The organism is Mesorhizobium humile, assembly GCF_033977215.1.
Taxonomy (GTDB): Bacteria; Pseudomonadota; Alphaproteobacteria; order Rhizobiales; family Rhizobiaceae; genus Mesorhizobium; species Mesorhizobium humile.
On sequence record NZ_JAVIIV010000032.1, the window covers coordinates 1 to 14,278 of the forward strand.

At 62.6% G+C, this 14,278-nt stretch carries 20 protein-coding genes and 1 other RNA gene; 12 read left to right on the forward strand and 9 right to left on the reverse strand.

Annotated elements, in window-relative coordinates; genetic code table 11:
* Positions 1–159: 159 nt before the first annotated feature.
* From RFM52_RS30120 to RFM52_RS30135, 4 genes are all read right to left on the reverse strand, one after another.
* Positions 160–1,350 (reverse strand): vWA domain-containing protein, encoded by a 1,191-nt coding sequence (locus RFM52_RS30120; RefSeq protein ID WP_320296403.1) that lies wholly within the window; start codon positions 1,348–1,350, stop codon positions 160–162.
* A 3-nt stretch (positions 1,351–1,353) separates the two neighbouring features.
* Entirely contained in the window at positions 1,354–1,614 is a 261-nt protein-coding gene (locus RFM52_RS30125; protein WP_320296404.1) for a type II toxin-antitoxin system HicB family antitoxin, read from the reverse strand.
* A 33-nt stretch (positions 1,615–1,647) separates the two neighbouring features.
* Positions 1,648–2,094, reverse strand: a complete 447-nt coding sequence (locus RFM52_RS30130; protein WP_320296405.1) for a GNAT family N-acetyltransferase — start codon at positions 2,092–2,094, stop codon at positions 1,648–1,650.
* 167 nt (positions 2,095–2,261) lie between these two features.
* Entirely contained in the window at positions 2,262–3,101 is an 840-nt protein-coding gene (locus RFM52_RS30135; RefSeq protein ID WP_320296406.1) for an AAA family ATPase, read from the reverse strand.
* A 162-nt stretch (positions 3,102–3,263) separates the two neighbouring features.
* Between RFM52_RS30135 and ssrS the strand changes: the two genes are divergently transcribed.
* The 7 genes from ssrS (at position 3,264) to RFM52_RS30170 (ending at position 7,151) form a co-directional block, all read left to right on the forward strand.
* A non-coding RNA gene (gene ssrS / locus RFM52_RS30140) (6S RNA) lies at positions 3,264–3,419 on the forward strand.
* 114 nt (positions 3,420–3,533) lie between these two features.
* Entirely contained in the window at positions 3,534–4,118 is a 585-nt protein-coding gene (locus tag RFM52_RS30145) for a 5-formyltetrahydrofolate cyclo-ligase (protein ID WP_320296407.1), read from the forward strand.
* Positions 4,119–4,197: 79 nt separating this feature from the next.
* Positions 4,198–4,719 (forward strand): DUF3592 domain-containing protein, encoded by a 522-nt coding sequence (locus RFM52_RS30150; protein ID WP_320296408.1) that lies wholly within the window; start codon positions 4,198–4,200, stop codon positions 4,717–4,719.
* A gap of 69 nt (positions 4,720–4,788) precedes the next feature.
* Entirely contained in the window at positions 4,789–5,070 is a 282-nt protein-coding gene (locus RFM52_RS30155; protein WP_320296409.1) for a BrnT family toxin, read from the forward strand.
* A gap of 25 nt (positions 5,071–5,095) precedes the next feature.
* A complete protein-coding gene (locus RFM52_RS30160; RefSeq protein WP_430699269.1) occupies positions 5,096–5,383 on the forward strand; it encodes a helix-turn-helix domain-containing protein in 288 nt (95 codons plus the stop codon).
* A complete protein-coding gene (locus RFM52_RS30165; RefSeq protein WP_320296411.1) occupies positions 5,380–6,204 on the forward strand; it encodes a TIGR00282 family metallophosphoesterase in 825 nt (274 codons plus the stop codon). The genes RFM52_RS30160 and RFM52_RS30165 overlap by 4 nt, the downstream gene beginning before the upstream one ends.
* A gap of 182 nt (positions 6,205–6,386) precedes the next feature.
* On the forward strand, positions 6,387–7,151 hold the full coding sequence (locus tag RFM52_RS30170) for a TerC family protein (protein ID WP_320296412.1): 765 nt from the start codon (positions 6,387–6,389) through the stop codon (positions 7,149–7,151).
* Between the two features lie 239 nt (positions 7,152–7,390).
* Here the strand turns inward: RFM52_RS30170 and RFM52_RS30175 are convergent, their stop codons facing one another.
* From RFM52_RS30175 to RFM52_RS30185, 3 genes are read right to left on the reverse strand one after another with little or no spacing between them, the layout of a single operon-like run.
* Entirely contained in the window at positions 7,391–7,852 is a 462-nt protein-coding gene (locus tag RFM52_RS30175) for an SRPBCC family protein (RefSeq protein WP_320296413.1), read from the reverse strand.
* Between the two features lie 18 nt (positions 7,853–7,870).
* Complete coding sequence (locus RFM52_RS30180; protein WP_320296414.1) at positions 7,871–8,263, reverse strand: VOC family protein; 393 nt, start codon at positions 8,261–8,263, stop codon at positions 7,871–7,873.
* Between the two features lie 37 nt (positions 8,264–8,300).
* Positions 8,301–8,783, reverse strand: a complete 483-nt coding sequence (locus RFM52_RS30185) for an SRPBCC domain-containing protein (RefSeq protein ID WP_320296415.1) — start codon at positions 8,781–8,783, stop codon at positions 8,301–8,303.
* Positions 8,784–8,834: 51 nt separating this feature from the next.
* Between RFM52_RS30185 and RFM52_RS30190 the strand changes: the two genes are divergently transcribed.
* The 3 genes from RFM52_RS30190 (at position 8,835) to RFM52_RS30200 (ending at position 10,454) form a co-directional block, all read left to right on the forward strand.
* A complete protein-coding gene (locus RFM52_RS30190) occupies positions 8,835–9,158 on the forward strand; it encodes an ArsR/SmtB family transcription factor (RefSeq protein WP_320296416.1) in 324 nt (107 codons plus the stop codon).
* Between the two features lie 203 nt (positions 9,159–9,361).
* On the forward strand, positions 9,362–10,111 hold the full coding sequence (locus RFM52_RS30195) for a YebC/PmpR family DNA-binding transcriptional regulator (protein WP_073984984.1): 750 nt from the start codon (positions 9,362–9,364) through the stop codon (positions 10,109–10,111).
* Positions 10,112–10,145: 34 nt separating this feature from the next.
* Positions 10,146–10,454 (forward strand): Rdx family protein, encoded by a 309-nt coding sequence (locus RFM52_RS30200; RefSeq protein WP_430699270.1) that lies wholly within the window; start codon positions 10,146–10,148, stop codon positions 10,452–10,454.
* A gap of 32 nt (positions 10,455–10,486) precedes the next feature.
* Here RFM52_RS30200 and RFM52_RS30205 read toward each other — a convergent pair whose 3' ends face one another.
* On the reverse strand, positions 10,487–10,963 hold the full coding sequence (locus RFM52_RS30205; RefSeq protein WP_320296418.1) for an anthrone oxygenase family protein: 477 nt from the start codon (positions 10,961–10,963) through the stop codon (positions 10,487–10,489).
* Positions 10,964–11,085: 122 nt separating this feature from the next.
* On the opposite strand from RFM52_RS30205, the gene RFM52_RS30210 reads away from it, so the two are divergent.
* Complete coding sequence (locus RFM52_RS30210) at positions 11,086–11,727, forward strand: TetR/AcrR family transcriptional regulator (RefSeq protein WP_320296419.1); 642 nt, start codon at positions 11,086–11,088, stop codon at positions 11,725–11,727.
* 294 nt (positions 11,728–12,021) lie between these two features.
* On the opposite strand, the gene rpmE is transcribed toward RFM52_RS30210, so the two are convergent.
* Positions 12,022–12,243 carry a 50S ribosomal protein L31 gene (rpmE, locus tag RFM52_RS30215; RefSeq protein ID WP_027166741.1) on the reverse strand — a complete coding sequence of 74 codons (222 nt, stop codon included), beginning with the start codon at positions 12,241–12,243 and terminating at the stop codon, positions 12,022–12,024.
* Between the two features lie 205 nt (positions 12,244–12,448).
* Here rpmE and RFM52_RS30220 point away from each other — a divergent pair, with 205 nt between their 5' ends.
* The gene (locus RFM52_RS30220) at positions 12,449–14,251 is read left to right on the forward strand and encodes an ABC transporter transmembrane domain-containing protein (RefSeq protein ID WP_320296420.1); all 1,803 of its coding nucleotides are present in this window, start codon (positions 12,449–12,451) and stop codon (positions 14,249–14,251) included.
* The last annotated feature ends 27 nt before the right edge of the window (positions 14,252–14,278 follow it).

Genomic DNA, 14,278 nt, shown 5'->3' on the forward strand with positions numbered 1-14,278 from the left:
TGACCGCTCCAGACTTAAGCCGTCGCCGCTATTTTGCCTCTTGCCCAAGAGGGGCCGTCCATACATGACGATCGCGATGGGCGTTTCGGCCAATCTCCAAGGCATGCCACCTGCCAACGCAAACAGGGCCGACCGGTCAAAATCCCTGGTGCCGGGGAACTAGTGCTTGCGTGACAACTGCCTGGTCGCTGCTTCCAACCCGGCCAATGTCAGCGGGAACATGCGGCCGCCGAAGATATCGCTGATCAACTGGATCGAATGCGTGTAGCGCCAGTTCTTCTCGGCTTCAGGGTTCAGCCAGATCGCATTCGGCCATTGCTGCAACAGGCGCGCCAGCCACACACTTCCGGCCTCCGGATTCCAATGTTCGACCGAGCCGCCCGGATGCGCGATCTCGTAGGGGCTCATCGAGGCGTCGCCGACGACGATCACCTTGTAGTCCGGTCCGTATTTGTGGATCAGGTCGAAGGTCGGGATCGCCTCGGCCAGCCGCCGGCGATTGTCCTTCCAGACGCGCTCGTAGAGGCAGTTGTGGAAGTAGAAATATTCGAGCTGGCGGAACTCGGCGCGCGCGGCCGAAAACAGTTCCTCGACGCCGCGTATATGGTCGTCCATCGAGCCGCCGACGTCGAAGAACATCAGAAGCTTCACGGCGTTGCGCCGCTCGGGGCGGGTCTGCACGTCGAGATAGCCGTGCTCGGCGGTGGCGTGGATGGTGCCGGGCAGGTCGAACTCTTCCTCGGCGCCCTCGCGCACCCAGCGGCGCAGCCGCTTCAGCGCGACCTTGATGTTGCGCGTGCCGAGCTCGACCGTGTCGTCGAAATTCTTGAACTCGCGCTTGTCCCAGACTTTCACCGCGCGGCGATGCCGGCTCTCGTGCTGGCCGATCCGCACGCCTTCGGGGTTGTAGCCATAGGCGCCGAAGGGCGAGGTGCCGCCGGTGCCGATCCATTTCGAGCCGCCCTGGTGGCGGCCCTTCTGTTCCTCGAGGCGCTGCTTCAGCGTCTCCATCAGCTTGTCGAAGCCGCCAAGCGCTTCGACCAGCTTCTTTTCCTCCTCCGTCAGGTGCTTTTCGGCCAACCGGCGCAGCCACTCCTCCGGGATGTTGGCGACATCGACAGCGTCGGGACCGCCAAGCGCCTCGACGCCCTTGAAGACATGCGCGAACACCTGATCGAAACGGTCGATATGGCGCTCGTCCTTCACCAGGGCCGAGCGGGCGAGGTAATAGAAAGCCTCGACGTCATAATCGACCAGCCCGGCTTCCAGCCCTTCCAGCAGCGACAGATATTCCCTGAGCGAAACGGGAATCCGCGCGGCCTTCAGCTCGAGGAAGAAGGGGATGAACACCTGCTATCTCTGCCTCACGATCACGGCGGAATCACCGTGGGCGCTGTCGATTTCCCCGGACCGTAGCAAATCCGCCAGCGCACGCGGTTTGGGAACGGGCAGCTGCTTCGCCACCCGAGCTTCGGTCCACTCGCGGATGGCGAGCGACGCGTCGGCAATCGCTTGCTCGGGGCTTACGCCGCCTCCGTGGCAGCCTGGAAGGTCAGGGACCCGCACGCCCCACACGTCATTGGAGCCATCCAAAATTCCAACGTAGCCGGTCATTCAGTTCGTTCTACGGTATTAATCCCGCGCTCTTCATAGCAGATCGTACTCGATGAAGCCCGTACGCCGCGCCACATGGTCGTAGAGCCTGCGCGCCGTGGCGTTGGTCTCGTACGTCATCCAGTAGACGTTCTTCACCCCGATCTTGCCGGCTTCGTCCTGCACGGCTTTGATGAGTGCTGCGCCCACGCCTTTGCCGCGCACCTGAGGGTCGGCGAACAGGTCCTGCAGGTAGCAGTTGTTTTTCTCGGACCAGCCGGAGCGATGGTAGAGGTAGTGGGTGAGGCCGACAGCCTTGCCGTCGAGCGTGGCGATGAAACCCTTCGGCTCGAACTCCCCCTCCGTGAACAGCCGCTTCCAGGTGATCGCGTAGACCTCTTCCGGCAGCTTCGTCTCATAGAAGGTCAGATAGTCGGTCCAAAGCCGGCGCCACTCGGTGTGGTCGGACTGCGCGAGCGGGCGAATGATGATCTCGGACATTTTTTCCTCCAACATTTGGCCCGAAGCTGCGGCAGCGGCCGCTCGCCGGCAACGGTCCACAGCGCGGGAAAGCGCTATTGCTGCCGCTTAAAGCGCGACGCGCTTTAGGCCGTTGTTTTATGCATGTCGTTGTCCCAGAACCGCTCCACACTTCTGGGCGACACGCATTATTGCTGCCGCCTCGCCATGAAGGCCAGTCGCTCGAACAGATGCACGTCCTGCTCGTTCTTCAGCAGCGCGCCATGCAGCTTCGGCAGCATGTTCTTCGGGTCGCCGCGCAGGTCCTCGGGCGCGATGTCGTCGGCGACCAAAAGGCGGATCCAGTCGAGCGCCTCGGAGGTCGAGGGCTTCTTCTTCAACCCTGGCACGTCGCGGATCTCGTAGAACTGGGTTAGGGCCGCCCGCACCAGGTTCTGCTTGATGCCCGGATAATGCACGTCGACGATGCGGTGCAGCGTGTCGATGTCGGGGAAGCGGATATAGTGGAAGAAGCAGCGGCGCAGGAAGGCGTCCGGCAGTTCCTTCTCGTTGTTCGAGGTGATGATGACGATCGGCCGGAACTCGGCGCGGATCGTCTCGCCTGTCTCGTAGACGAAGAACTCCATCCGGTCGAGTTCCTGCAGGAGGTCGTTGGGGAATTCGATGTCGGCCTTATCGATCTCGTCGATCAAAAGCACGACCTTCTTTTGCGCCGCGAAGGCGTCCCACAGCTTGCCGCGCTTGATGTAGTTGGCGATGTCGTTGAAGCGCTCGTCGCCGAGCTGGCTGTCGCGCAGCCGCGAGACGGCGTCATATTCGTAAAGGCCCTGCTGCGCCTTGGTGGTCGACTTGACGTTCCATTCGATGAACTCCAGCCCGAGCGCCGTCGCCACCTGGCGGGCGAGCTCAGTCTTGCCGGTGCCGGGCTCGCCCTTGACCAGCAGGGGCCGCTCCAGCGCGACCGCGGCGTTGACCGCAACCATCAGATCCTTGTCGGCGACGTAAGCTGCTGTGCCTTCGAAACGCATTTTTTCTCCTGTCCGTGCGGCGGGACCGTAAGGAGGCTGGACGGGCCGCGCAAGGGCGGTGGCGGAAGAGCTCCTTGTCGGGATGGTCCGCAAGACGAATTGCGCGCAAATGGTCACCCGTTTCTCTGGCGCACGGCTAATCATCGGCCTATATTCACTCCCGGCGGTCTGCGCTTCCCGGCAGGAGAAACTTATCCCCGGGGCCTTATCGATCCTTAGGGAGCTGTCCCTGGGAAGACCCGTGGGTTTTCTCACACGGCGCCCACCTACTTTGTAGGCACCCGGGATCGACCTCTCCACCGGTTGCGTGGATCGTCACTTTCTTTTTTCGCATGATCTTTTCACCGAACCGCTGACACTTCGGCGGATCATGCGGTAATAAACGTCGCTCCTAAAACTCCATCCAAATCTGACCTTTTCTAGCGTCGGCGCATGTCACCATCCAAAGACCTGAAAAAACGGCTTCGCAAGGAAGCGCTGGCGCGGCGCGACGCGCTCGACGAATTCTGGCGCGTGGAAATCGCGCTCGAAATGGCCGAGACCGCGAAGGAAAAAATCGACTTCGAGCCCGGCCGGGTCGTCTCCGGCTTCTGGCCGATGCGCTCTGAGGTCGATGTGCGGCCGCTGATGTTCGCGCTGCGCGAAAAGGGCGCCAGGCTCTGCCTGCCGGCGATCCTCGACAAGACCACGATCGTCTTCCGCGAACTGGTGCGCGGCGCGCCGATGGTCGAGATGGGATTCGGCACGGTCGGACCGCATGAAGAGGCGGAAGTGCTCGACCCCACGCTGATGCTGGTACCGCTTGCTGCCTTCGATGCACGCGGCCATCGCATCGGCTACGGCGCCGGCTATTACGACCGCGCCATTTCCAAGCTGGCCGACAAGGGCATCATCCCAAGGCTGATCGGCATCGCCTTCGACTGTCAGGAAGTCGAGCGGGTTCCGGACGAGAACCATGACGTCATCATTCCGGAAATACTGACCGAAAGCGGGTTGCGGCGCTTCGATGTCGCTTAAACTATCGCGACCTGCTTAACCCGTTTCAAACACACATCGGCTATATTCCCGCAAACAGCCCGAGCCGACGGGGATCCTGGTGTTTATTCTTGCGCGCTATTTGCTGGTGCCGTTAGCGCTGATCGCGGCGATCCTGTTCCTAATGGCATTGCACATCATAGGAACTGCCCTGCATCACCGGGCCGCCTGGCAGCGCACGGTCGCCACCGCGACGGATGTCAGCCCCTACAGCGAAATGCAGGCGAACGGTCTCAAGACGGACGGCATCAATGTCGTTTTGGCCTACGTCGTCAACGATGCGCCGATGACGTGGTCCAGCAAGGGCAAGGATGTCGGTCTCTACAAGGCGGCCAAAGGCGACAGGATAGAATTCTACTACGACCCTGCCGATCCATCGAACCTCGATACCGCGGCCATGAAAGGCTGGAGCGGCGGGCTGTTGCTGCTTGCCGTCACCGGCGGCTTCGTCGCCTTCTATGTCTGGTTCTTCTGGCTGCGCGGGCGCAACGCGCCGCCGGCCATGATGCCCCCAACTGCCCGCGTCTCGGGCGCGGGCGCCAGGCAATCGCAACGGCAGGGCGGCACTTTCGGCCGGCGTTAGGGCCAGTTGCCATCCACGCTTGACGTTCGCGCCTGTCTGGCGAATACTACGGAAATCCAGTAGACAAACATGCTTGAATTCGAGTGGGATGACGAGAAAGCAGCGAGCAATCTTGCCAAGCACGGTGTGGCATTTGCGGATGCCAGACGCCTGTTCGACGACATCCATGCTGTGCATTATTCGGATCGCTCCATGGATTACGAAGAGGAGGGCTTCATCGGCATCGGTATCGTCAATGGATTGGTGCTGACGGTGGTTTACACCGAACGCGGCGACCGAATAAGACTGATCTCCGCCAGAAAGGCGACGCGCCATGAGCAGAAAGCCTATGACCAAGCACGCCAGGATTGAATCCGATTGGGATCGGCTGCGCGCCATGAGCGACGCGGAGGCGGAGGCTAGCGCCTTGGCGGACCAGGACAACCCTCCGCTCAGCACGGATCGGCCCAGACTGGCGCCGGTCGCGCGTGTCAAGGTGATCCGCCGGGCCTTGCATCTCACCCAGGAGGAATTTTCCGTCCGCTATCGCATTCCGCTCGGCACGCTTAGAGACTGGGAGCAGGGCAGAACAGAGCCAGACCAGGCGGCGCAGGCCTATCTGCAAGTTATCGCCAAGGAGCCGGAAACGGTGTCGCGGGCGCTCGGGACGCGCAGCGCAGCATGAGACTCCTGTTCCTAGGCGACATGGTTGGCAAGACGGGACGCACGGCGGTTTGGGAACAGCTGCCGGGGCTGATTTCCGACTTCAAGCTCGACTTCGTCATCGTCAATGGCGAGAACGCCGCCGGCGGCTTCGGCATCACCGAAGAAATCTTCCGAGAGACGCTTGCGGCGGGCGCGGATGTCGTCACCACCGGCAACCATGTCTGGGACCAGCGCGACGCGCTGATCTTCGCGCCGCGCGAGGAGCGCTTCCTGCGGCCTTCGAATTTTCCCAAGGGCACGCCGGGGCGCGGCTCGGGCGTCTACATCGCGCGCAACGGCGCGCGCGTGCTGGTCGCCAACATCATGGGGCGCGTCTTCATGCACCCGGAGCTCGACGACCCTTTCCAGGCCGGCGAGCGTGAGCTGGCCGCCTGTCCGCTCGGCGAGCAGGCCGATGCGGCCATCGTCGATTTCCACGCCGAGGCGACGTCGGAGAAGATGTGCTTCGCGCATTTCGTCGACGGCCGTGCCAGCCTGGTGGTCGGCACGCATACGCATCAGCCGACCGCCGACCATCAGATCCTCAATGGCGGCACCGCCTATATTTCGGACGCCGGCATGTGCGGCGATTACGATTCCTCGCTCGGCATGGACAAGGAAGAACCGCTCAACCGGTTTCTGTCCAAGGTGCCGAAGGGTCGCTTCGAGGCGGCGAACGGACCCGCGACCTTGTGCGGCGTCGGTGTCACTATTTCAGACCGCACAGGGCTGGCCGAGAAGATCGCGCCGTTTCGTCGCGGGCCCCGGCTGGAAGAAACGGCGCCGTCCTTCTGGTCGTGACGTTGATATAGGCCAGATCAATACCTAACTGGCGACGAAACCCGCGAAAACTGCATAGAGCGGCTCAGCGTTTTCATGAAACCGCCGAACCGCTCTAACTATTTATTTTTACGAAATTCCGGACGGAAAACCGTCACACACTTTTCCTGGAATTTCTTTGGATCGTAGAGGGGACGACCTTCATGCAGCTTGTCGAATTCCTGGCGCCGCACTTTCACTTTGTTTCCGATCCGACCGCCTGGGTCGCGCTTTTGACGCTGATATTGCTCGAGGTCGTGCTCGGCATCGACAATCTGATCTTCATCTCGATCCTGACCAACAAGCTGCCGGAAGCGCAGCGCGTCCGCGCGCGCCGGCTGGGCATCTCGGCGGCGCTGGTCATGCGCCTGATCCTGCTCGCCACGATCTCGGTCATCGTGCAACTGACGGCGCCGGTGTTCACCGCCTTCGGCCACGGCTTTTCCTGGCGCGACCTGATCCTGATCGCCGGCGGTCTGTTCCTGGTCTGGAAGGCGACCAAGGAAATCCATCATACGGTCGACCCACAGGACCATCAGGATACGATGGTGGGCACGCTGCAGATGAGCCTTGCCGGTGCTATCTTCCAGATCCTCTTGCTCGACCTCGTCTTCTCGATCGATTCCATCATCACCGCCGTCGGCATGACCGACGAGATCGCCATCATGTATATCGCGGTGATCGTGGCGGTGAGCGTGATGATGCTGGCGGCGACGCCGCTCGCCAATTTCATCGCCAGGAACCCCTCCATCGTCATGCTGGCGCTGGGCTTCCTGTTGATGATCGGCATGACGCTGATCGCCGACGGCATGGGCTACCACGTGCCCAAGGGCTACATCTACGCCGCCATGGGCTTTTCGGCGCTGGTCGAAGGCCTCAACATGCTGGCAAGGAACCGCAAGAAGCAGGGGTCCGGCGGCGGGCATTGAGGCCCGCACACCTTCGTCATTCCAGGGCGGAGCGGCGCGAAGCGGAGCGCAGACCCTGGAATCCATGCCGTTACCCATATCGAAGGATGCAGCGGAGCAGAATTGAGTAACGGCTGAGTGTCAGCCGTCGAACGACTGGGGTATTCATCCTGAGACGCGGCGGAACGTCGGCGTCACGGCATGGATGCTAGGGTTTGCGCGCGTCGCTTCGCTCCTTGCTCCGCCCTAGCATGACGAATTCATTTTATGCCCTTCGGGTGACGATCGCCGATCAGGCCGAGCGTCAGGCCCTGTTCCAGCCATGCCTTGGCGCCGGCCAAAACCAGCGAAAAGCCGCCGGTGGATTCGACCGCCTGCCTGACCTGCTCGTCGCTGGAGCCAGCAAAGCCGAAATTGCGGACTTCGAGGAAGGTCGCGTCGTCCGGCATCTCGGTGAACGACCAAACGACGGTCGTCGGCGGATCGCTCCACCGCATGACGATCTTTTCGTTGGGGACGATCTCGCTCACCTCGACCCTTGTCGAGACGCCATACATGCGCCATTCCCACTCGACCGGCTTGCCTTCGTCCAGCCGACCGCTCGAATGCGTGAACCAGAATTTCGTGGTGACTGCCGGATCGACGATCGCCTCGAAGACCTCGGCGACCGGTCGCCGGATCAGCATGGCGGTTTCGGCGGTAGGGGCTTCCTTGAGTTCCATGAATTTCTCCTGATTGTTTCAGGGCAGATTGACCTGCCAGGAGACGCCGAAGCGGTCGTTGAACCAGGCGAAACGCCGGCTGAAGCCGTAGTCGCCGGTCGGCATCAGAAATCCGCCATCCGTGGAAAGAACGTCGACGATATGGTCCAGTTCCTCTTCGGACGAGCAGTCGACAAAGAAGGAGAAGGACGGCGTGAAGGTGAAGGCGTGGTGCACGGGGCTGTTGTAGATCCTGACCTCGACGCCGCCGATCAAAGCGCGCGCCAGCTTGAGCGTTCCTTCCGTCCCGTCCTCGCCCGAGCCGTAGCGCGTGACGTCGAGGACACGGCTATCGGGAATGGTCCCGCAATAGAGGGTCATGGCCTCCTCGGCCTTTCCCTCGAACATCAGGAATGGTGTTGCTTTCGTCATCGGGCGACCTCCTGCTGCTGGATATTGAATGTCGGGCTCAGATGTTGGTTTCGTTGGCCGGCTCGCCACGCAGCTCGCTGCGATAATAGCCGTCGCGCAGATTGATGCCGTATTCGAGATAGGCCTTCATGCAGGCGAGCATCTGCGACCAGCCTTCGCAGTTGAGGTAGGATTTCTTCAGCCCGACCTCGCCTTCGCGCCAGCCTTCCTCGGCAATGGTGACGAAGGTGCCGCCATCCTCGAGCGGCTCGAAATTCATCTCGATGCGGGTCTTGTAGGCCGGTTTGCCGTCGGCGTCGGTGGCGTCCCAGCGCAGCACGATGCGCTTGTCCTTCGTCACTTCGTCGACCTCCACCGGCACCATCTTCCACCAGGTGACCGTGGTGCCGGCGACAAGTGGGGCCGAGGCGCCGCCAATGGTGGTGAAGTAACCGCTGAGCTTCGTCGGGTTGACGACGGCGTCGAAGACCTCGGCGACCGGTTTCCCGATGCGTCCGGAAATCCTGAATCCCAGGGACATATCCACAGCTCCTTCCTTGCTCGTCCGAACAATATGTTATAGAAATATAACATGTCAACCCAAACTGAGGACGACTATGTTTTCAAGGCCTTGGCGCATTCGCGCCGGCGCGAATTGCTGGATCTCCTGAAGGACCAGCCGCAGACCACCGGCGCGCTCTGCGAGGCTTTCCCGGACATGGACCGCTGCACGGTGATGATGCATCTCAAAGTCCTGGAGGAAGCGGATCTGGTCGTGGCGAAGCGCGAGGGGCGCGAGCGCTGGAACCATCTCAATGCCTTGCCGATCAAGCAGATCCATGACCGCTGGATCAGCCAGTATGCCGGCCACGCGATCAGCATTCTCGACCGGTTGAAGTCCGATCTGGAGGGATGAGCGGCCTCTTCGGCGCCTCAGTTACGGCGCGGCTGGACGAATTGAGCCGATTTATCTATAAGCCGGCCATTCCGACAAAGAGCGCCGCGTGCCTTCGCAGGCATGCCCGGGACGTTCTAAAAGGTTGAATTCGAGCATTTTGCCGGAGACGAGGTGATGACACCCCGCTTCGAGATGCTCTAGCCGAACACGACAGGGGTGCCATGGCTGGCCATTCGCAGTTTAAGAACATCATGCATCGCAAGGGTCGTCAGGACGCGGTGCGGTCGAAAATGTTTTCCAAGCTGGCGCGCGAAATCACCGTCGCCGCCAAGACCGGCACGCCGGACCCGGCGATGAACCCCAGGCTGCGCCTTGCGGTGCAGAACGCCAAGGCGGTGTCGATGCCGAAGGACAACATCCAGCGCGCCATCAACAAGGCGTCCGCGGGCGACGGCGAAAACTATGAGGCGGTGCGCTACGAGGGCTACGGTCCCGGCGGCGTCGCGCTGATTGTCGAGGCGCTGACCGACAACCGCAACCGCTCGGCCTCCAATGTGCGCGCCGCCTTCACCAAGGCAGGCGGAGCGCTCGGCGAAACCGGCTCGGTGTCCTTCATGTGGAACCGCGTCGGCGAAATCTACTATCCGGCCTCGGCCGGCAGCGCCGACAAGGTGATGGAAGCGGCGATCGAGGCGGGCGCGGACGATGTCGAGTCGGACGAGGAAGGCCACACCATCTATTGCGGCTTCGAAAATCTCGGCGAAGTGTCGAAGTCGCTCGAAGCCGCGCTCGGCGAGGCGGAATCGGTCAAGCCGATCTGGCAGCCGCAGAACAACGTCCCGGTCGACGAGGAGCGGGCGCAGTCGCTGATGAAGCTGGTCGCCACTCTCGAGGACGATGACGACGTGCAGAGCGTCTACGCCAATTTCGAGGTCGACGACGAGACTATGGCCAAGCTCAGCGCGGCTTGAGCCAAGTCGGGATATGAGCAAAGCTCAATCCGATATGAGCGAGAAGCCGCTTCCCACCATCCGCATCACCTACTGCACGCAATGCCAGTGGCTGTTGCGTGCCGGCTGGATGGCGCAGGAGCTGCTTTCGACCTTCGGCACCGATCTCGGCCAGGTGACGCTGGCGCCGGGCACCGGCGGTATCTTCACCATTTCCTGCAACGATCAGCTCATCTGGGAGCGCAAGCGCGACGGCGGTTTTCCGGATGCGGCAAAGCTCAAGCAGCTGGTCCGCGACGTCATCGACCCGGAGCGGGATCTCGGCCATGCCGACCGCAAGGATCATAAGAAAGATCCCGCCTGAGGTGGATCTTTTGCATTTGCGGGCTGCTGTCCTCAGATCAATGCCATGATGAAGCAAGCCATCGCCACGATCGCGGTGACGGTGCGGACGTGGTTCCACATCACCCACTGGTTCAGATGGTTCGCCCACACGGCGGCGCCGTTGGCGCTTTGCGGATCGACGGCGGCCAAGGCGTCGTTGAGCGGAACGTTGAAGACCATGGTCACGATCGGATTGCCGACGAAATAAATCACGGCGCCGGCAAGCAGCCAGTATGAGCCCGACTGGCTCCAGCCGAAGAGAACGGCGGCAATCAACACCAGGCAGATGAGGCCGGTGCCGAACAGCGCGGTCATGAAGGTCGGCGTGATCACCGTGATGTTGATCGAGTTCATCGCCGCGATGCCGCTCGGGACGGGCAGCCGGGCAAGCGCCGCCATGACGAAATTCGAGAATGCGAAGAAGACGCCGCCGACGACGCCGGCGGCGATCGCGGCGATGAAGGTGAGGGTGGGAAGAAGTTTCATCATCTCGGTTGCTCCAGATGCCGGTTTGTTTTCAAAATGTGATAAATCCTCACATTTGCAAAACGTGATAAACCCTCGTATTTTGTGAGTCAAGCCAGTTTTCGAGAAATTGCCCGGAGAGAGCCATGGACGAAAAAGTCGCCGCGAAGGCCGATCAGGTGGGCATTGCTTCGCCGCGCCGGTCGCCTGCGCAGCAGCGCAGCCGCGAGCGGGTGGAGCGGATGCTCGCGGCAGCCTCGGCACTGATTGCCGAGCAGGGCAGCGATGCCATGCGCATGGGCGAGGTGGCGGAAAAGGCAGGGGTGTCGATCGGCTCGCTCTACCAGTTCTTCCCGGACAAACGGGCGATCGTCTGGGCGCTGGCCGAGCGCTACACCGCCGAAGGCCAGGCCTGTATTTCGGCCGCGCTAAAAGAGGTCGAGGACGCCGAGGGCTTTAAGAGCGCGTTTTCAGAGTTGGTCGACATCTATTACCAGCTGTTTCTGGCCGAGCCTGTGATACGCGATGTCTGGTCCGGCACGCAGGCCGACAAGGCGCTGCGCGCGCTCGAACTGGCCGACAGCCGGGCCAATGCCGAATTCCTGGTGGCGGTGCTGAAGCGGCTGCGGCCCGATGCCGATCCGGTCCAACTGGAGACGACGGCATTTCTGGTGTGGCAGATGGGCGAGGCCGCCGTGCGGCTGGCGATCTCGGTCGATCGGGAAGAGGGCGACAGGCTGGTCGAAGCCTACAAGCGCATGGCGCTGAGGGAGTTGGTGGGGGAGTAGGGGCTAAGGCGATTGGCGAAATCGCCGGCGGGAGCGCCCCTCTCCCCGTCACTATACGGGGAGAGGATGCCGGCAGGCAGGTGAGGGGCAGCGCCAGCCTATGACGTAGGCGTCGCCGAAAAGTGCACTGTCACCGAATTGCAAATCGAATTCTCTGGCTAACGGTGGAGGTTAGCGCTGCCCCTCATCCGCCCGTTGGGCACCTTCCCCCCGTTGAACGGGGAGAAGGAAACTGCGGCCAACAAAAAACCCGCCCCGAAGGCGGGTTTTTCAAATCTCGCAGGCCTACTGGGCTTAGAGGCCGAAACCCTCGAAACGCTTCTTGAACTTCGACAGGCGGCCGCCGCGGTCGAGCAGGGTCTGCTGGCCGCCGGTCCAGGCCGGGTGCGTGGTCGGGTCGATGTCGAGGTTCATCGTGTCGCCTTCCTTGCCCCAGGTCGAACGGGTCTGGTACTCGGTGCCATCGGTCATGACGACCTTGATGGTGTGGTAGTCGGGATGGATATCGGCCTTCATTGTCGTGTTTCCTGGCTGCCGGCGCTGCTGACGGGCCTATGGCCTGCGTCGATGCGCCCCTTTTTAAAACTCGAAGCCGCAGCTAATGAAAAGCCACGGCTTCTAAAACGGTCGGCGAGCCTATACATCAGCCGGAATTGAATCACAAGGCCGCGGCAAGCGCATATTGAAGCGCGGTATTGACAAGCGGCCAGAGGAAACGCTCATGGCGGAGATCGGTGCCAGTGGAGACCAGCGCAGGCGCTCGGTCCGGCCGCTGAGAAACCTTTTCCCCTATATCATCCGCTACCGGAAACTGGCGGTCGGCGCGATCATCTCGCTGATCGTGGCCGCGGTGACCACGCTTGCATTGCCGATGGCCGTGCGGCGCATGATAGATCACGGTTTCGAAGCCGCGAGTTCCACCTTCATTGCTGAGTATTTCGCAGCGCTCGTGGTGATGGCGGCTTTGCTGGCGGCGGCTTCGGCCAGCCGCTACTATTTCGTCATCACGCTCGGCGAGCGGGTCGTGGCCGATATCCGCCGCGACGTCTTCTCGCATGTCACGACGCTGTCGCCCGCCTTCTTCGACAAGGCGCATTCGGGCGAGATCGTCTCGCGGCTTGCAGCCGATACCACGCAGGTGAAGTCGGCGGTCGGCGCCACCGCCTCGGTCGCGCTGCGCAATCTCATCCTTGGCCTCGGCGCGGTGGCGATGATGGTCGTCACTAGCCCGAAGCTGTCGGGCCTGGTGATCGCGGCCATCCCGGTGATCGTGCTGCCGCTGGTCGCCTTCGGCCGTTCGGTGCGGCGCAAGTCCCGGCAAGCGCAGGATACGCTCGCCGAAGCAACCGCCTATGCCAGCGAGCAGATCGGCGCGGTGCGCACGCTGCAGGCCTTCACCAACGAGAAGCTGGTCACCGGCCGCTTCGCTGGCGCCGTCGACGCCGCCTTCGAGGCCGCGCGGGCCTCGGTGTTCGCGCGCTCGTTCCTCACCTTCTTCGCCATATTCATGATCTTCTCCTCGGTGGTCGCGGTGCTGTGGTTCGGGTCGCGGGACGTGCTTGCCGGCACCCTGTCACCCGGCACGCTCGGGCAGTTCCTGCTCTATTCGGTATTTGCCGCCGGCGCGCTCGGCGCGCTGTCGGAGGTGTGGAGCGAGCTGTCGCAGGCGGCGGGCGCCGCCGAGCGGCTGACGGAGATCCTGGCCGAGAAACCGGCCATCCAGCCGCCTGCCGATCCTCAACCGCTGCCGGCCACGGCCAAGGGCGCGATCAGCTTCGACGACGTCTCCTTCTCCTATCCGGCGCGGCCGGACCGTGCCGCGGTGCATGGCCTGAGCTTCCAGGTGAAACCGGGCGAGACGGTGGCGATCGTCGGGCCCTCAGGCGCGGGCAAGAGCACCGTCTTCTCGCTGATCCTGCGCTTCTACGATCCCGAGAGCGGCCGCGTCGTCATCGACGGCGTCGATGTGCGCGAGGCCGATCCGGCGGCCGTCCGCCAGCGCATCGCGATCGTGCCGCAGGACGTCACCGTCTTCGCGGCGAGCGTGCGCGACAATATCGGCTTCGGCAGGCAAGGCGCCAGCGACGCCGAGATCGAGGCCGCGGCCAAGGCGGCCCTTGCCGACGAATTCATCGCCAGGCTCGACAAGGGCTATGACAGCCAGGTCGGCGAGCGCGGCGTGACGCTGTCCGGCGGGCAGCGCCAGCGCATCGCGATCGCCCGCGCCATCCTGCGCGACGCGCCGATCCTGCTGCTCGACGAAGCGACCTCGGCACTCGACGCCGAGAGCGAGACGCTGGTGCAAAGGGCGCTTGAGCGGCTGATGCGCGGCCGCACCACCATCGTCATCGCCCACCGGCTGGCGACGGTGCTGAAGGCCGACCGCATCCTGGTGATGGATGGCGGGCGCATCGTCGAGGAAGGCACGCATCAGAGCCTGGTCGCCAAGGGCGGCATCTACGCCCGGCTCGCCAAGCTGCAGTTCGAGACCGGCGCCGGCGCCTTCCGGGGCGCGGCGGAGTAGCCACGCCGCACCCGGCCGGTTTTAAAC